The organism is Pseudomonas sp. MF08831, assembly GCF_059862645.1.
This window is the reverse complement of the sequence record NZ_JCBCUX010000007.1, coordinates 58,753-75,245: the sequence shown is the minus strand read 5'-3', so window position 1 is coordinate 75,245 and position 16,493 is coordinate 58,753. Positions and strand designations below refer to the sequence as shown.

The 16,493-nt window shown below is 58.5% G+C and carries 14 protein-coding genes; 9 read left to right on the top strand and 5 right to left on the bottom strand.

Annotation, left to right across the window (positions count from 1 at the left end; translation table 11 throughout):
- Window positions 1-54: 54 nt before the first annotated feature.
- On the bottom strand, window positions 55-2,865 hold the full coding sequence (locus tag AC19YS_RS16335) for an FAD-binding and (Fe-S)-binding domain-containing protein (RefSeq protein WP_500602233.1): 2,811 nt from the start codon (window positions 2,863-2,865) through the stop codon (window positions 55-57).
- Between the two features lie 70 nt (window positions 2,866-2,935).
- Window positions 2,936-4,630 (bottom strand): lactate permease LctP family transporter, encoded by a 1,695-nt coding sequence (locus AC19YS_RS16330; protein WP_124418493.1) that lies wholly within the window; start codon window positions 4,628-4,630, stop codon window positions 2,936-2,938.
- 251 nt (window positions 4,631-4,881) lie between these two features.
- Here AC19YS_RS16330 and AC19YS_RS16325 point away from each other — a divergent pair, with 251 nt between their 5' ends.
- Window positions 4,882-5,649 carry an FCD domain-containing protein gene (locus tag AC19YS_RS16325; RefSeq protein ID WP_106579269.1) on the top strand — a complete coding sequence of 256 codons (768 nt, stop codon included), beginning with the start codon at window positions 4,882-4,884 and terminating at the stop codon, window positions 5,647-5,649.
- Window positions 5,650-5,686: 37 nt separating this feature from the next.
- Here AC19YS_RS16325 and smpB read toward each other — a convergent pair whose 3' ends face one another.
- The gene (gene smpB, locus AC19YS_RS16320) at window positions 5,687-6,169 is read right to left on the bottom strand and encodes an SsrA-binding protein SmpB (RefSeq protein ID WP_003176160.1); all 483 of its coding nucleotides are present in this window, start codon (window positions 6,167-6,169) and stop codon (window positions 5,687-5,689) included.
- Window positions 6,170-6,335: 166 nt separating this feature from the next.
- Here smpB and AC19YS_RS16315 point away from each other — a divergent pair, with 166 nt between their 5' ends.
- Complete coding sequence (locus tag AC19YS_RS16315; RefSeq protein ID WP_200623887.1) at window positions 6,336-6,770, top strand: type II toxin-antitoxin system RatA family toxin; 435 nt, start codon at window positions 6,336-6,338, stop codon at window positions 6,768-6,770.
- On the top strand, window positions 6,763-7,065 hold the full coding sequence (locus AC19YS_RS16310; protein ID WP_106579267.1) for an RnfH family protein: 303 nt from the start codon (window positions 6,763-6,765) through the stop codon (window positions 7,063-7,065). Before AC19YS_RS16315 ends, AC19YS_RS16310 begins: the two co-directional genes overlap by 8 nt.
- 64 nt (window positions 7,066-7,129) lie before the next feature.
- Here the strand turns inward: AC19YS_RS16310 and AC19YS_RS16305 are convergent, their stop codons facing one another.
- Window positions 7,130-7,657: an outer membrane protein assembly factor BamE gene (locus AC19YS_RS16305; RefSeq protein ID WP_106579266.1), complete on the bottom strand. Its 528-nt coding sequence runs from the start codon at window positions 7,655-7,657 to the stop codon at window positions 7,130-7,132.
- A gap of 98 nt (window positions 7,658-7,755) precedes the next feature.
- Here AC19YS_RS16305 and fur point away from each other — a divergent pair, with 98 nt between their 5' ends.
- Entirely contained in the window at window positions 7,756-8,160 is a 405-nt protein-coding gene (gene fur / locus AC19YS_RS16300; protein WP_024077449.1) for a ferric iron uptake transcriptional regulator, read from the top strand.
- 85 nt (window positions 8,161-8,245) lie between these two features.
- Here fur and recN read toward each other — a convergent pair whose 3' ends face one another.
- Window positions 8,246-9,919 carry a DNA repair protein RecN gene (gene recN, locus AC19YS_RS16295; RefSeq protein ID WP_119741040.1) on the bottom strand — a complete coding sequence of 558 codons (1,674 nt, stop codon included), beginning with the start codon at window positions 9,917-9,919 and terminating at the stop codon, window positions 8,246-8,248.
- A 254-nt stretch (window positions 9,920-10,173) separates the two neighbouring features.
- On the opposite strand from recN, the gene grpE reads away from it, so the two are divergent.
- From grpE to carA, 5 genes are all read left to right on the top strand, one after another.
- Window positions 10,174-10,734 (top strand): nucleotide exchange factor GrpE, encoded by a 561-nt coding sequence (grpE, locus tag AC19YS_RS16290; RefSeq protein ID WP_200623886.1) that lies wholly within the window; start codon window positions 10,174-10,176, stop codon window positions 10,732-10,734.
- A 102-nt stretch (window positions 10,735-10,836) separates the two neighbouring features.
- Entirely contained in the window at window positions 10,837-12,753 is a 1,917-nt protein-coding gene (dnaK, locus tag AC19YS_RS16285) for a molecular chaperone DnaK (RefSeq protein ID WP_106579264.1), read from the top strand.
- Between the two features lie 316 nt (window positions 12,754-13,069).
- Window positions 13,070-14,194: a molecular chaperone DnaJ gene (gene dnaJ, locus AC19YS_RS16280; RefSeq protein WP_500602232.1), complete on the top strand. Its 1,125-nt coding sequence runs from the start codon at window positions 13,070-13,072 to the stop codon at window positions 14,192-14,194.
- A gap of 10 nt (window positions 14,195-14,204) precedes the next feature.
- The gene (gene dapB / locus AC19YS_RS16275) at window positions 14,205-15,011 is read left to right on the top strand and encodes a 4-hydroxy-tetrahydrodipicolinate reductase (protein WP_106579262.1); all 807 of its coding nucleotides are present in this window, start codon (window positions 14,205-14,207) and stop codon (window positions 15,009-15,011) included.
- A gap of 259 nt (window positions 15,012-15,270) precedes the next feature.
- A complete protein-coding gene (gene carA, locus AC19YS_RS16270; protein WP_124418491.1) occupies window positions 15,271-16,407 on the top strand; it encodes a glutamine-hydrolyzing carbamoyl-phosphate synthase small subunit in 1,137 nt (378 codons plus the stop codon).
- Window positions 16,408-16,493: the final 86 nt, after the last annotated feature.

Sequence of the window (16,493 nt, the reverse complement as noted above, 5' to 3'; positions counted from 1 at the left end):
CGAGGCCTATTCAAATGACTACGCAGACGCACAGGCGTTCGGTTTAGTGGCTATTTAATGCACTCGAGCTTGCGTTACCCGGTCCACCAGGTACACCAACCCGTGATAATCAATGCCTCCATGCTGGCTCAAGCCGATCTCGCAGGTGCGGCTGGTGGAAATGCCTTCGCTGCAATGTTGCACCGCGTCCTTGAGCGACCGCAGTGAGTGGGCGTTGAGCTCGGGCGTGGTAAAGCCTTTGTCGCCGGCAAAACCGCAGCAATGGATGCCTTCCGGGATCACCACGTTTTTTGAGCAGCGTCGCGCGAGATCAATCAACGCCTGGCTCTCGCCCAGGTGCTGAGTGCTGCAGGTGACGTGCACAGCGATGGGCGCCTCCTGCGGCGTGAAGTCGAGACGGTCCATCAGGTGGGTGCGGATAAAACGCACCGGGTCGTAGAAGTCCAGGCGTGTTTCGCCCAGGTCTTGTACCAGGCGCAGGGTGCAGGGGCTGGTGTCGCAATAGATCGGGTCGAGGCCGCCGCGGCTGGCGTGGAGCAGGGCGCCGATCAGTTCCTGACGTTTGTGCTCAGCCTGTTCGGCATAGCCTTTGGAGGCGAATGGCTGGCCGCAGCACAGGCTGTCCTGATTATCGGGGAAGACTACTTGGTAACCGGCTTTTTCCAGCAGCCCACGGGTCTTGTCGTACAGCGACATCTGCTCTTTATCGCCAGCCGCTGGGCCCATGGCGCGTGAGACGCAGGCTGCCAGGTAGACCACGCGCGGCCGCTCATCCGTCACGGCCGGACTGAAACGAATGGCTTTTTCCGGCTGTGGCATGGCGCTGCTCCACTGCGGGATTTGCCCCTTGGACAGCTTGGTTACTCTGGCTGACAGTTTGGCCAGACGCGGCGCGCCCAAGAGCATGCGCGCGCCATTGGCGACATGCAGGGTAAAACGCGCACCTTGCAGTGCCGTGGCGAAATGGCTGGCGAGCCATTCGGCGGTTTTCTGACTGTCGGCGTCACGGGCGCGCAGCTTTTTCACCAGGTCGCCGGTATTGATGCCTACAGGGCAGCGTTGAGCGCATAACCCGGTGGCGGCGCAGGTGTCGATGCCCTGGTAGTGGTAAGCCGCTTCCAACTCGGTGGTGTCTGCACCCGCGCGCTTTTTCGCCTGGATATCGCGCCAGATCACGATGCGCTGGCGCGGGCTCAAGGTCAGACCCTTCGAGGGGCATACCGGCTCGCAGAACCCGCACTCGATGCACTTATCCACAATCTCGTCGGCCGCAGGCAATGGCTTGAGGTGTTTAAGGTGAATGTGCGGGTCTTCGCTGAGCACCACGTCGGGGTTGAGAATGCCGTTGGGGTCGAGCAAGCGTTTGAGCTGCCACATCAATTGATACGCATCGCTGCCCCATTCCAGTTCAACGAACGGGGCCATATTGCGGCCAGTGCCGTGTTCGGCTTTCAGCGAGCCACCGAACTCGACTGCTACCAGTTGCGCAACGTCGTCCATGAACGCTTTATAACGTGCGATTTCTTCAGTGCTGTTGAAGCCTTGGGTGAACACAAAGTGCAGATTACCTTCCAGGGCATGTCCGAAAAGGATGGCTTCGTCGTAGTGATGTTTGTCGAACAACTCGATCAAGCGGTTCACGCCGATGGCCAACTGCTCGACCGGGAAGGTCACGTCTTCGATGATTACGGTGGTGCCGGTTTTACGTACAGCACCGACGGCGGGGAAGGTGTCTTTGCGGATGGCCCACAGCCGTGCGTTCTCAACCGGGTCTTCGGTGAAGTCGACCTGTTTTTCCACAGGGAAAGGTGCCAGGGACGCCATGATCAGCGACAGTTGCTCGTGCAGCAATGACGACGACGCGGCGCGGGATTCGATCAGCAGCGCACAGGCATTTTCCGATAACTGCTGTACGAAAGCCGGCATGCCCGGTTTGTCCTGTACCGAACGCATGCTGCGCCGGTCCAGCAATTCGACGGCCGAGACCGGCTGGGTTTTCAGCACCGTCACCGCGTTGCAGCAGGTTTCGACATCCGGGAACACGATCAGCGCCGAAGCTTTGTTCGGGTGATCGATCACCGTGTCGTAAGTCACCGCGCTGATAAAACCCAGGGTGCCTTCGGAACCCACCAGCAAGTGGCTGAGGATATCCAGTGGCTCGTCGAAATCCACCAAGGCATTGAGTGACAGGCCGGTGGTATTTTTCAGACGGTATTTGTGGCGGATTTTGGCCGCCAACTCAGCGTTTGCCCGCGTCTCACGTCCCATCGTCGCCAAGCGTTCCAGCAGCGCGCCATGTTGGTTACGAAAGGCCGCGACGCTGGCTGCATCTTCGGTATCCAGGCGGCTGCCATCGGCCAGTACCAGCCGGATGCCAGCCAGGGTGTGATAAGTATTCTGCGCCGTACCGCAGCACATGCCGCTGGCATTGTTGGCGACGATGCCGCCAATTTTGCAGGCATTGATCGACGCGGGGTCCGGGCCAATCTTGCGTCCGAACGGCGCAAGCCACGCATTGGCCTGCGCGCCAATCACGCCGGGTTGCAGGCGGATCTGTGTGCCTTGTCCACGAATCTCGCGACCGTTCCAGTTGTCACCCAGCACGATCAGCACCGAGTCGCTGATGGCTTGGCCTGACAGACTGGTGCCCGCCGCGCGGAAGGTGACGGGTACGCGATCACGCTGAGCCAATTGCAGCAGTGCGACTACTTCGTCTTCCGACTCCACGCGGATCACCAGCTGTGGGATCAGTCGGTAAAAACTGGCGTCGGTGCCGAAGGCTAGCGTGGAAAGTGGATCGTCGAAGCGACGATCTTTCGGGATCAGTTGTGTGGCGTCGCTCAGAAAAGCAGCAGGCAGGCTCATCGGTCCTCCAGAAATAGCTGACGCCGGCATGAGTGTCCGGCGCCGATTCTTACCCTATTACGTGCAGGTTTCAGTGCACCAGCATACCGGTGAACCAGTAGGCCTGCGCCAGCGTGATCAGCCCGACGATGGTGGCAAAAAACAGGCTGTGCTTGAGGGTAAAGCGGAACAGATCGGATTCCTTGCCCACCAGGCCGGTGGCGGCGCAGGCGACGGCGATCGACTGCGGCGAAATCATCTTGCCGGTCACGCCGCCGCTGGTATTGGCGGCGACCAACAGCACGTCGTTGACGCCGATCTGGTGGGCAGTGGTGGCTTGCAGCGAGCTGAACAGGGCGTTGGACGATGTGTCGGAGCCTGTCAGGAAAACGCCCAGCCAGCCAAGGAATGGCGAGAAGAACGGGAATGCCGCACCGGTTCCGGCCAGCACCAGCGCCATGGTCGAGGACATGCCGGAGTAGTTGGTGACGAAAGCAAACGCCAGCACCATACCAATTGAGAGGATTGGCCAGCGCAGTTCGTAGAAGGTCTCTTTTAAAGTGGTAAGACCAGTTTTTACGTCGATCTTGAGTACCAGCATCGACACGAGTGCGGAGAAGAAAATCGCCGTGCCGGTGGCTGAAATGGGGTCCAGTTTGAACACGGCTGGAATCGCCGTTGGGGCGGTGACGATCGGGGCGACCTTGATCACCAACTGGTCCAGGTGCGGGATCGCGAAGTTGAAGACCCAGCTGTACATCGAACCGCCCGCCGCGAACATTGCCTTGAAAGGTTTGAGGGTCCAAATGGTGACCAGGACGGTCAGGATCAGAAACGGCGACCAGGCTTTGAAAATCTGCCCTAGGCTGTAGGGCGAAGCGACCGTTTGGCGTGGTTGGCCGAAGCCGCCGACACTGGCGGTAACCGCGGCGCTGGATGTCGCGCCGGCAATCTGCGCGCCCGCGGTGCGCTTGGGCTGCCAAACTTTCAGGAATAAGGTCAGGGCTACCAGGCTGGCCAGCGCGGAAGTGATGTCCGGCAGCTCCGGGCCGATGAAGTTGGAGGTGAAATATTGGGTGACGGCAAAGCTCAGGCCTGCCACCAAGGCTGCCGGCCAGGTTTCACGAACGCCACGCAGGCCGTCCATCATAAACACCAGCCAGAACGGCACGAACAGCGACAGCAGGGGCAGTTGGCGGCCGGTCATGGCGCCGATCTTGAATGCGTCAATGCCGGTGACCTGGCCTGCGACGATGATTGGAATGCCTAGCGCGCCGAAGGCCACCGGCGCCGTGTTAGCGATCAGGCACAGGCCGGCGGCGTACAGCGGGTTGAAACCCAGGCCGACCAGCAGTGCGGCGGTGATCGCCACTGGTGCGCCGAAACCGGCCGCGCCTTCGAGGAAGGCGCCGAAGCAAAAGCCGATCAGCAGCACTTGCAGGCGCTGGTCGTCGGTAATCGACAGAACTGAGCTGCGGATGATTTCGAACTGGCCGCTCTTGACCGTCAGTTTGTAGAGAAACACGGCTGCGACGATGATCCACGCGATAGGCCACAGGCCGTAGGCAAAGCCATAACCAGCGGCGGCCAGTGCCATGTCCACGGGCATCTGGAAGGCAAAGATAGCCACCAGGATCGACAGCCCCAAGGTGATGCTCCCGGCGACGTGGCCTTTGAGGCGAAACACGGCCAGGGCGAGGAAGAAAAATACGATTGGAATAACGGCGGCCAATGCGGACAGGCCGAGGCTGCCGAGCGGGCTGTAGAGCTGTTGCCAGGTTTGCATATGGGGTGGCCCCTGATTGTTGTTGTTAGGTCAGCTTGGATAATTGGTAATACCAATTTACAGTTGCTGTTGGCTAGAGTAAAAGCCTGGGATGGGGTGTGTCAATTTGCCGCTCGCGAAACTTTGGTCGTAACGGTGCGGTGCAGAGGTTCTGCTCGGGTGAATCGAGGGCGTTCTGATAGGTGCCGCAAGCGCGGCGATAGGCCAGAATAGAGGGCCCGGCGAGTGGTCGGGATTGTGGAGAGTGAGTTATGGGGTTTGATCAGGTGCGTCAGCGCCGTTTGTCTGACGATATCGTCGAGCAGCTTGAGGGCATGATCCTCGAGGGCACGTTGAAGTCAGGCGAGCGCTTGCCGGCCGAGCGCGCTTTGGCTGAGCAATTTGGCGTGTCGCGCCCGTCGTTGCGCGAGGCGATCCAGAAGCTGGCGGCCAAGGGGTTGCTGGTCAGTCGCCAGGGCGGCGGCAACTATGTGGCGGACTCCCTGGGGTCGACGTTCAGCGACCCGTTGCTGCACCTGCTGGAAAATAATCCCGAGGCTCAGCGGGATTTGCTCGAGTTTCGCCAGACGCTTGAAGCGTCGTGCGCTTATTACGCCGCGCAGCGCGCCACCGAAGTGGATCGTGAGCGGCTGACCGCAGCGTTTGAGGCGTTACAGGATTGCTATACGCGCGTTGATGAGGTGAGCCGGGTGGAGGAGGGCGCGGCGGATGCGAGGTTTCATTTGGCTATCGCCGAGGCGAGCCATAATGCGGTGTTGCTGCACACCATTCGCGGTTTGTTCGATCTGCTCAAGCGCAATGTGGTGACCAATATCGGTGGTATGTATCAGCAGCGCACGGAAACCCGCGACATGTTGATCAGTCAGCACCGGGATTTGTACCTGGCGATTATCGAAGGGCGGGCCGAGCAGGCGCGTGAGGTTTCAACACGCCATCTGCTGTATGTGCAGGAGGTGTTGGAGGAGGTGCGTCAGGAGGTCCAGCGCGTGGCGCGGGCGGAGCGACGTAAAGGCCTGTAGCCCGGGTGAGTCACCCAGGGCTACATCGTCACAAGGATTATTCTTCCTTGCCCTTGTTGCGAACGGCGCGATGCAGCTCACGATTGGAATCACGCTCGCGCTCGGTATCGCGCTTGTCGTATTCCTTTTTACCCTTGCCCAATGCGATCTCGCACTTGACCAGGTGCTTGCTCCAGTACCAAGACAGGCAGATGCAGGCATAGCCCTTCTGCTGTACAGCGGCGGCGAGCTTTTCGAGTTCGCGGGCGTTGAGCAACAGCTTGCGTGTGCGCACCGGGTCAGCAATCACGTGGGTGCTCGCGGTGGTCAGCGGGGTGATATGACTGCCGAGCAGCCATGCCTCGCCATCCTTGAGCAATACGTAGCTGTCGACCAGTTGCAGCTTGCTGGCGCGCAGACTTTTTACTTCCCAGCCGGCCAGGACCAGACCAGCCTCGAACCGATGTTCGATGAAGTAATCGTGTCGCGCCTTTTTATTTTGCGCGATGGTCCCTGTGGGGTGTTTCTTTTGTTTAGCCATAGGGGCGGCATTATAGGGAGTTGCGAGCGTGTCGGCTACGGTCAACCTGCGTGCTTGAGCGTGTTGGACGAATCCCGGACAATACCGGCAGTTCTTTGGTTTTTTTCTCTCGCGGATTGGGCTGTTCTTTCGCGATGTTTGCCTCAGCAGTGGAAGTAACGCTCACATGACGACGCATATTCAACGTTCGGCTTTATTGCCTTATCCGGCGCAGGCGCTCTATGACCTGGTCAACGACGTGGCGCGTTACCCGGAATTCCTGCCATGGTGCAACACCGCCGAGGTGCTGGAGAGCAGTGCTGAGCACATGGTTGCCAGTGTCGGGGTGGCGAAGGGCGGCCTTAGCCAGCATTTTGTTACACGCAATGTGTTGGTCCCTGGGCAATCCATCGAAATGAATTTGCAGGAAGGGCCGTTCACTCAGCTTCATGGGGTATGGGTGTTCAAGGCGCTGACTGACAAGGCCTGCAAGATCAGCCTGGACCTGTCCTTTGATTATGCAGGGCCGATTGTGCGGGCAACGTTGGGGCCGTTGTTCAACCAGGCGGCCAATACGCTGGTGGATGCGTTCTGCCAGCGGGCCAAGCAGCTGCATGGTTGAGATTGAGGTGGTGTATGCCGCCGAGGACCGCCAGGTCTTATTGGCGGTCACGGTGCCGGCGGGCACAAGCCTGAGGGCTGCGGTGCAGGCGTCGGGTATTGCGGTGCAGTTTCCAACAGTGGTCTTGGCTGATTGCCCCTTGGGCATATTCGGCAAGGTAGTTGCGGATGCGGATATGCGCGCTGTGCAGCCGGGTGACCGAATCGAGATTTACCGGCCCTTGCTGGCAGACCCTAAGGAAGTACGCAGGCTGCGCGCAGCCAAGGCGGCGATAGCCCGGCAGAAAAACTCATAACCCTGCTAAAAGGGCAGGCAACAAAAAGCCCGGCATGCCGGGCTTTTTATCGAGCGCCGCAAACTTACTGCGGGCCGGTGTCGAGAGGCTGAGGCGTCGGGACTGGAACAGTTTGCACGCCGTCCACGTCCTTCTGGATCTGATCCAGCAAGGAGCCTGGTTTGGCCGGTACTTCCGACTTCGGCTTTTCTGCTTCCTGCGCGGGCGCAGTCACATTGGTGCCGTTGTCCTTGCCCAGCAAGGCTTCATCGCGGCTTACGCCAGGCATGAAGTCACCGGACAAGCTGACGAGCTGGTCATTGCCATTAAAGATGACACTGACGCGTTCCTGCTGGCGTTCACCGCCACCAGGCTGGATGCTGTAGAGATAATCCCAGCGATCGGCATGAAAAGTGTCGGTCAGCAGGGGGTTGCCCATAATAAACCGTACTTGCCGTCGGGTCATTCCCGGGCGTAACTGGTCTATCATGTCCTGCGTGACGACATTGCCCTGCTGGATGTCGATTTTGTAAACCCCGGGGAATGAACAACCGGCGAGTGCGAGCAGTCCCACAAGGGTGAAACTGGTTAGCAAGAGCTTGGTGTTTTGCATCGGTGGGCGACTTCCACTATCTTGGCTGGGACAACGTAAACGCCGATCATACCCGTATTAAGAGAAGCTGCGAAGCAGCATCCGCGAGAAAGCTAACCATGGTTGAAAATAGCGAACTACGCAAAGCCGGTCTTAAAGTGACTCTGCCACGAGTCAAGATTCTACAAATGCTCGATTCTGCTGAGCAGCGCCACATGAGTGCCGAGGATGTTTACAAGGCGCTGATGGAGTCTAACGAGGACGTTGGCCTGGCCACGGTTTACCGTGTGCTGACCCAGTTTGAAGCCGCAGGGCTGGTGGTTCGTCATAATTTCGACGGCGGTCATGCGGTGTTCGAATTGGCTGATGGTGGTCATCACGACCACATGGTTGACCTTGATACCAATGAGGTTATCGAGTTCACCAGTCCGGAAATCGAGAAGCTCCAGAAGGCTATCGCCGAAGAGCATGGTTTCGATTTGGTGGACCATAATCTGGTGCTGTACATCCGTAAGAAAAAGTAAAAATCGACGCAGATTTGCTCTGCAAAACGATTGAAGGCGACCCTAGGGTCGCCTTCGTGCTTTCTAAATAGAAGAAATTACCGGGTTAGGCCTTGGCTGCCACGACCATTTTCTTCGCATGGGCCAAAGACTCTTTGGTCAGGTCGATCCCGCCAAGCATCCGCGCCACCTCTTCCACACGTTCCGACTTGTTGAGTTTGGAGACGGCTGTGTGCGTCGCATCGCTGCCGCGTACTTTGTGTACAAACAGGTGCTGATGCCCTTGAGCGGCCACTTGCGGTAAGTGGGTCACGGTCAAGACCTGGCCACGTTCGCCCAAGCGGCGCAGCAACTGGCCAACAATTTCCGCAGTCGGCCCGCCGATACCCACGTCTACTTCATCGAATACCAGTGTGGGTACCCGTGAGGTTTGGGCGGTAATGACCTGGATCGCCAGGCTGATTCGCGACAGCTCGCCGCCTGACGCCACTTTTGCCAACGCCTTGAGCGGCTGACCGGGGTTGGCGCTCACCAGCAGTTCCACCTGTTCCAGGCCGTGGGGTTGCAGCTCGTTGCTGGTGTTGGCATGCAGTTCGATGGTGAAGCGCCCGCCTGGCATGCCCAGGCGCTGAATTTCTTGTTCTACCGCTCCGGCCAGGCCTGTGGCCGCCTGCTGGCGCAGGTCGCTTAATTCGCGAGCTTTCTCATGGTAGTGGCGAGCAAAGGAGGCGAGCTCGTCACCGAGGCGCTCAATGGATTCGTCATTCGCGTTCAAGGTTTCGATTTCATCCAGCAACTTCTGCTGCATCGTCGCTACTTCGGTTGGCTGGATTCGGTGTTTGCGGGCCAGGGTGTAAATAGTGTCCAGGCGTTCTTCGATTTCTTGCAGGCGCGCTGGGTCCGCGTCGAAGTGATCCAGGAAGCGATTCAGTTCGCCCACGGCCTCTTCGACTTGGATTTGTGCGCTGGTCAACAGAGTTGTGGCTTCACTCAGCGAACCGGACGCGTTGTTCACGCTGGACAGTCGATTGAGGCTGGCAGTCAATGCGTTAAGGACATTGCCCGAATCACTCTCGCTGCATTGCTCCACCACTTGGCGACAGATACCCAGCAGGGTTTCGGCATTGGTGAGGTTCTTGTGCTCCTGCTCGAGCTGCTCCAGCTCTGTTTCGCCAAGGCCCAGGCTTTCGAGTTCTTCAAGCTGATAGCTGAGTAACTGATGGCGAGCGCGCTGTTCGTCGCCAGAGTTGGATAGGCGCTCCAGCTCCTGACGAGTCTGACGCCAGCGCTGGGCGGCAAGCTGTACCTGCCGGGCCAGGTCGGTGGCGCCGGCATACTCATCGAGCAGGCGGCGATGGGTATCGGTTTTCAGCAGGGATTGGTGTTCGTGCTGGCTGTGGATATCGATCAGCAGCTCGCCCAGGGCTTTCAAGTCGCCGAGAGGGCAGGGCGTGCCGTTGATGTAGCCGCGCGAGCGGCCTTCTGCTGTGATGACCCGGCGCAGGATGCACGGGCCTTCATTATTAAGGTCGCGCTCGGCCAGCCAGGCTTCGGCTTCCGGAATGTCTGCGAGGTCGAAGGTCGCCAGGATATCGGCCTTGTCCGCACCGGGTCGCACCACGCCGCTGTCGGCGCGGTCGCCAAGCGTCAGGCCCAGGGCGTCGAGCATGATCGACTTGCCGGCACCGGTTTCGCCTGTGATTACGCTCATCCCGCGATCCAGTTCAAGGTCCAGATGTTCAACGATGGCGTAGTTATGTACAGACAGGTGCACGAGCATGGCGGCCGCTCCGAGGTGTTAGGTCTGGTTATTTATACAGTGTTTTGTTTGAGGCTGACAATCCTGATGCTTAGCTCGATTTGCTTGATTGCAGGAGTTTTTTAGCTCAATGAGGAATGAGTGCGAAGGAATTGATCCAGAGCAGGCGAAAGACTTTTGGTAACGCCTGCGCTCTTGAACCTGGAAATTGTGGCCCCATATACCGGAACAGAAGCGCGAGTTGAGTTCGCGCATGATTTTGAAAGGAGAAATCTATGGCTGACGAACAGACGCAGGATACGCAAACTCCAGACGCCAATTCGGCTGCCGGTGATGAGCTGGCGACTCGTGTGCAAGTGCTCGAAGAGCAATTGGCTGCTGCGCAGGATCAGTCTTTGCGTGTTGCCGCCGATCTGCAGAACGTCCGCCGCCGTGCCGAGCAGGATGTCGAGAAGGCTCACAAATTCGCGTTGGAAAAATTCGCCAATGACTTGCTGCCGATTATTGACAGCCTGGAACGTGGCCTTGAACTGTCCAATCCGGACGATGAAAACATCCGCCCGATGCGCGAAGGGATTGAGCTGACGCTGAAAATGTTCCAGGACACCTTGAAGCGTTATCAGCTGGAAGCTATCGATCCGCAAGGCGGCGAGCCGTTCAATGCAGAGCATCACCAAGCCATGGCCATGCAGGAAAGCCATGACCTGGAGCCCAACAGCGTATTGAAAGTGTTCCAGAAGGGTTATCAGCTTAACGGTCGCTTGTTGCGCCCGGCGATGGTGGTGGTGAGCAAGGCTCCTGCACCTATCGCACCTTCTATTGATGAGCAGGCTTGAAATCAGTCGTAACGACCCCATCTATAAGTCAAGCGTTTAAGTGCTACCGCAGTTGGCCACCACTGCTGCGGCAACCAAATTAAAGTTTCGGGAGAGTAAATCATGGGCAAAATTATCGGTATCGACCTGGGGACTACCAACTCCTGCGTCTCCGTGCTGGAAAACGGCGTTGCTAAAGTTATCGAAAACGCCGAAGGCGCGCGTACCACGCCGTCGATCATTGCATACGCCAACGACGGTGAAATCCTCGTGGGTCAGTCGGCCAAGCGTCAGGCCGTGACCAATCCGCACAACACCCTGTACGCGGTGAAGCGTCTGATCGGTCGTAAGTTCGACGAAGAAGTCGTACAGAAAGACATCAAGATGGTCCCTTACAAAATCGCCAAGGCTGACAACGGTGACGCCTGGGTTGAAGTAAATGGCCAGAAAATGTCGCCGCCGCAAATCTCGGCTGAAATCTTGAAAAAGATGAAGAAAACCGCCGAAGACTACCTCGGTGAAGCAGTGACTGAAGCGGTGATCACCGTTCCGGCCTACTTCAACGACAGCCAGCGCCAGGCGACCAAAGACGCCGGCCGCATCGCGGGCCTGGATGTAAAACGTATCATCAACGAGCCAACCGCAGCCGCTCTGGCCTACGGCATGGACAAGGCCAAGGGCGACCACACTGTGATCGTTTACGACCTGGGTGGCGGTACTTTCGACGTCTCCGTGATCGAGATCGCAGAAGTTGACGGCGAGCACCAGTTTGAAGTGTTGGCCACCAACGGCGACACCTTCCTGGGCGGTGAAGACTTTGACATTCGTCTGATCGACTACCTCGTTGACGAATTCAAGAAAGAAAGCGGCATGAACCTCAAGGGTGATCCGCTGGCCATGCAGCGTCTGAAAGAAGCCGCTGAGAAAGCCAAGATCGAGCTGTCTTCCGCTCAGTCGACCGACGTGAACCTGCCGTACATCACTGCAGACGCCACCGGTCCTAAGCACTTGAACGTGAAAATCTCGCGTTCCAAGCTGGAAGCACTGGTTGAAGACCTGGTTCAACGCACCATCGAGCCTTGCCGCATCGCGCTGAAAGACTCCGGTATCGACGTTGGCTCGATCAACGACGTGATCCTGGTTGGCGGTCAGACCCGTATGCCACTGGTTCAGAAGCTGGTCACCGAGTTCTTTGGCAAAGAAGCCCGTAAGGACGTGAACCCGGACGAAGCTGTTGCCATGGGTGCTGCTATCCAAGGTGCGGTACTGGCCGGCGACGTGAAAGATGTGTTGCTGCTGGACGTGAGTCCGCTGACTCTGGGTATCGAAACCATGGGCGGCGTGATGACTGCGCTGATCGAGAAAAACACCACGATTCCTACCAAGAAATCGCAAGTGTTCTCGACTGCCGACGACAACCAGGGCGCTGTGACCATTCACGTGCTGCAAGGTGAGCGTAAGCAAGCGGCGCAGAACAAGTCTCTGGGCAAGTTCGACCTGGCTGAGATTCCACCAGCACCACGTGGCGTGCCACAAATTGAAGTGACCTTCGACATCGACGCCAACGGCATTCTGCACGTAGGCGCCAAAGACAAGGCCACTGGCAAAGAGCAGAAGATCACGATCAAGGCCAACTCCGGTCTGTCTGATGAAGAAATTCAACAGATGATTCGTGATGCTGAAGCTAACGCTGATGCGGATGCCAAGTTTGCTGAGCTGGCCGGCGCCCGTAACCAGGGTGATGCCCTGGTTCACTCGACGCGCAAAATGATCTCCGAAGCAGGCGACAAAGTGACTGCTGAAGAGAAAACCGCAATCGAAGCGGCTGTAGTTGCCCTGGAAGCCGCCATCAAAGGCGACGACAAGGCTGCCATCGAAGCCAAGGTTGAGGAGCTGTCGAAAGTCTCCGCACCGGTTGCTCAGAAAATGTACGCCGAGCAAGGCCAGCCGGCAGAAGGCGCTGCGCAGCATGCAGAGCCTGAAGCCAAGCACGACGACGTTGTCGATGCCGAGTTCGAAGAAGTTAAAGACCAGAAGTAAGTTGGTCGCCCGGTTGACCGCTATCAAGCGGTGACTGGTAGGATGTCGCCGCGCGGGAGCTTGCTCCCGCGTTGGCGTGTCTGGGGTATGCGAATTTTTACAGCATGCGACAAGGTTCGGATGCTGGCGGTGTGATCGGGAATGCTCCTGCTTCCTGGCGACAGTCACCGCGTTTTTGGCCGGGTCTCTGGCTAAAAGCAGTTATGACCAGGATCGTTGAATTGACGTGAGTTGGGTCCGGGCCGGTATTGGGGCTCAACGAGTTTGGCGAGGCTCAGGAGGGTCTGGCTGAACGTCCTTAAGAGTGTAAAGACTTATGGCAAAGCGTGACTATTACGAAGTATTGGGTGTGGAGCGCGGCTCCAGCGAGGCAGACCTGAAAAAGGCTTACCGTCGCCTGGCGATGAAGCACCACCCGGACCGTAATCCGGATAGCAAAGAATCCGAAGAGCTGTTCAAAGAGGCCAATGAGGCCTACGAGTGCCTGTCTGATCCCAACAAGCGTGCGGCCTACGACCAGTATGGTCACGCAGGTGTTGACCCAAGCATGGGTGGCGGTGGTGCTGGTTTTGGTGGTCAGAACTTCTCCGATATCTTCGGCGACGTATTCAGTGACTTCTTCGGCGGAGGCCGTGGCGGCCAGCGTGGCGGCGCTCAGCGTGGCAGCGATTTGCGCTACACCCTGGAGCTGAACCTGGAAGAAGCCGTGCGCGGCACCAGCGTCAATATCCGTGTGCCGACGCTGGTCAATTGCAAGCCGTGCGATGGCTCGGGCGCGAAGAAAGGCTCCTCGCCGATCACGTGCCCAACCTGCGGCGGTATTGGCCAGGTCCGTATGCAGCAGGGCTTCTTCTCGGTGCAGCAGACCTGCCCGCGTTGCCATGGCCAAGGCAAGATCATTTCCGATCCTTGCGACTCCTGCCACGGCGAAGGCCGCGTTGAAGAGTACAAGACCCTCTTGGTGAAAGTGCCGGCGGGTGTCGATACCGGTGATCGCATTCGCCTGTCGGGCGAGGGTGAGGCGGGTACTCAGGGCGGCCCTACCGGCGACCTGTATGTGGTGATCAATGTGCGCGAGCACTCGATCTTCCAGCGCGATGGCAAACACCTGTTCTGTGAAGTGCCAATCAGCTTTGTCGATGCGGCCCTGGGTGGCGAGTTGGAGATTCCGACGCTCGATGGTCGGGTCAAGCTCAAGATTCCTGAAGGCACGCAGACCGGCAAGCAGTTCCGTATTCGTGGCAAAGGCGTTGCGCCGGTGCGCGGTGGCGGTGCTGGCGACCTGATGTGTCGCGTAGCCGTGGAAACACCGGTCAACCTCGGGCGTCGTCAGCGCGAGCTGCTGGAAGAGTTCCGCAGTTCGTTGGAAGGTGATGACTCCCATTCGCCGAAAACTACCGGCTTTTTCGATGGCGTGAAGCGCTTCTTCGGCGACCTGTAAGGAAGTGAGTATGCGACGTATAGCCGTAATGGGCGCTGCCGGGCGCATGGGCAAGACGCTGGTCGAAGCGGTGCAGCAGCGCTCGCCGGCCTCTGGGCTGACGGCGGCGATTGTTCGCCCGGGCAGCACGTTGATCGGTGCGGATGCGGGTGAGCTGGCCTCGCTGGGGCGCATCGGCGTTTCGTTGTCGGGCAACCTGGAGCAGGTGGCCGACGAGTTCGACGTGCTGATCGATTTCACCCTGCCGGAGGTGATGCTGAAAAACCTGGCGTTCTGCCGCAAGGCGGGCAAAGCCATGGTGATCGGTACCACGGGCTTGAGTGCTGAGCAGAAGCAGTTGCTGGTGGAGGCGGGTAAGGTTATTCCGATCGTCTTCGCTGCCAATTTCAGTGTGGGCGTGAACCTGTCGCTCAAGTTGCTGGACCTGGCTGCTCGTGTGCTGGGTGATGAGGCGGATATCGAGATCATCGAGACCCATCATCGCCACAAGATCGACGCGCCGTCGGGTACCGCACTGCGCATGGGTGAAGCGATCGCCGATGCGCTGGGGCGTGATCTGTCGAAAGTCGCGGTGTATGGCCGTGAAGGTCATACCGGGGCGCGTGCACGTGACACCATCGGTTTCGCCACTGTGCGCGGTGGCGATGTGGTGGGTGATCACACCGTGCTGTTCGCCTCCGAAGGCGAGCGCCTGGAGATCACGCACAAAGCCTCAAGTCGCATGACATTCGCCAAGGGGGCGGTACGTGCCGCCCTCTGGTTGGAAGGTCGTGAGGCGGGGCTGTACGACATGCGTGATGTGCTGGATCTGCACTAATCAGTAGCTAAAACGGGGCCTCAGGATTATCCTGAACCCCCGTTTTTACCCGCTAAGCGACTTCCTGTCGCATTCCCCTGCCTTTAAGGCTCATTAGCGGTGGACCAAAAAAGCCTTTTTCTGTAAGCTACAGCTTTAGTGTGTCCACTAAAAGCGCGCAGAATAATTCAGTGAAGAAGCGGGGTGACGTGTCCATACGTCACTCCGCTTTTTTACAACCTGCGATCGCCCTTTCAGGCTTTATTTACGGGAGGTCTTCTTGACTAAGCCAGCCATACTCGCCCTTGCTGATGGCAGCATTTTTCGCGGCGAAGCCATTGGAGCCGACGGTCAGACCGTTGGAGAGGTAGTGTTTAACACTGCCATGACCGGCTATCAGGAAATCCTTACCGATCCTTCCTACGCCCAACAGATCGTTACCCTGACCTATCCGCACATCGGCAACACCGGTACTACACCGGAAGACGTCGAGTCTGATCGTGTGTGGTCGGCTGGCCTGGTCATTCGTGACCTGCCACTGGTTGCGAGCAACTGGCGTAACACGATGTCGCTGTCCGATTACCTGAAAGCCAACAATGTGGTGGCAATCGCCGGTATCGACACGCGCCGCCTGACACGCATCCTGCGTGAAAAAGGCTCGCAGAATGGCTGCATCATGGCGGGTGACAATATTTCCGAAGAAGCGGCGATCGCCGCAGCGCAAGGCTTCCCCGGTCTGAAAGGCATGGACCTGGCGAAAGTTGTCAGCACCAAAGAGCAGTACGAGTGGCGCTCCACTGTCTGGGATTTGAAGACCGACAGCCACGAGACCATCGCTGCAGCTGACCTGCAATACCATGTGGTCGCCTACGACTACGGGATCAAGTACAACATCCTGCGCATGCTGGTAGAGCGCGGTTGCCGCGTGACCGTAGTGCCGGCGCAAACCCCGGCCAGCGACGTGCTGGCCCTGCAGCCGGACGGTGTGTTCCTGTCCAACGGCCCGGGTGATCCCGAGCCTTGCGACTACGCCATCAAGGCGATCAAGGAAGTGCTGGAAACCGAGATTCCGGTATTCGGTATCTGCCTCGGTCACCAACTGCTGGCCCTGGCCTCCGGCGCCAAGACTCTGAAAATGGGTCACGGCCACCACGGCGCCAACCACCCTGTGCAGGACCTGGACACTGGCGTTGTGATGATCACCAGTCAGAACCACGGTTTTGCGGTGGATGAAGCGACTTTGCCGGCTAACGTGCGCGCGATTCACAAGTCGCTGTTCGACGGTTCCCTTCAAGGCATCGAGCGCACTGACAAGAGCGCGTTCAGCTTCCAGGGCCACCCTGAAGCAAGCCCGGGCCCGAACGACGTAGCGCCGCTGTTCGACCGTTTCATCAATGAGATGGCCAAGCGACGCTGACTGAGCGGCTTGCGGGCGGCCCCGAATCTCGGTGGCCCCCGCAGGCTCTTCAAAGAGTGTTCAAGACGGCTTGCCGACTGACCTGC

Bases quoted from the DNA above. Each gene is read 5' to 3' on its own strand.
- AC19YS_RS16330 (WP_124418493.1), bottom strand. From the start codon at position 4,630: ATGCAAACCTGGCAACAGCTCTACAGCCCGCTCGGCAGCCTCGGCCTG.
- dnaJ (WP_500602232.1), top strand. From the start codon at position 13,070: ATGGCAAAGCGTGACTATTACGAAGTATTGGGTGTGGAGCGCGGCTCC.
- dapB (WP_106579262.1), top strand. From the start codon at position 14,205: ATGCGACGTATAGCCGTAATGGGCGCTGCCGGGCGCATGGGCAAGACG.
- AC19YS_RS16315 (WP_200623887.1), top strand. From the start codon at position 6,336: ATGACGACGCATATTCAACGTTCGGCTTTATTGCCTTATCCGGCGCAG.
- smpB (WP_003176160.1), bottom strand. From the start codon at position 6,169: ATGGCTAAACAAAAGAAACACCCCACAGGGACCATCGCGCAAAATAAA.
- AC19YS_RS16325 (WP_106579269.1), top strand. From the start codon at position 4,882: ATGGGGTTTGATCAGGTGCGTCAGCGCCGTTTGTCTGACGATATCGTC.
- recN (WP_119741040.1), bottom strand. From the start codon at position 9,919: ATGCTCGTGCACCTGTCTGTACATAACTACGCCATCGTTGAACATCTG.
- dnaK (WP_106579264.1), top strand. From the start codon at position 10,837: ATGGGCAAAATTATCGGTATCGACCTGGGGACTACCAACTCCTGCGTC.
- fur (WP_024077449.1), top strand. From the start codon at position 7,756: ATGGTTGAAAATAGCGAACTACGCAAAGCCGGTCTTAAAGTGACTCTG.
- grpE (WP_200623886.1), top strand. From the start codon at position 10,174: ATGGCTGACGAACAGACGCAGGATACGCAAACTCCAGACGCCAATTCG.
- AC19YS_RS16335 (WP_500602233.1), bottom strand. From the start codon at position 2,865: ATGAGCCTGCCTGCTGCTTTTCTGAGCGACGCCACACAACTGATCCCG.
- AC19YS_RS16310 (WP_106579267.1), top strand. From the start codon at position 6,763: ATGGTTGAGATTGAGGTGGTGTATGCCGCCGAGGACCGCCAGGTCTTA.
- AC19YS_RS16305 (WP_106579266.1), bottom strand. From the start codon at position 7,657: ATGCAAAACACCAAGCTCTTGCTAACCAGTTTCACCCTTGTGGGACTG.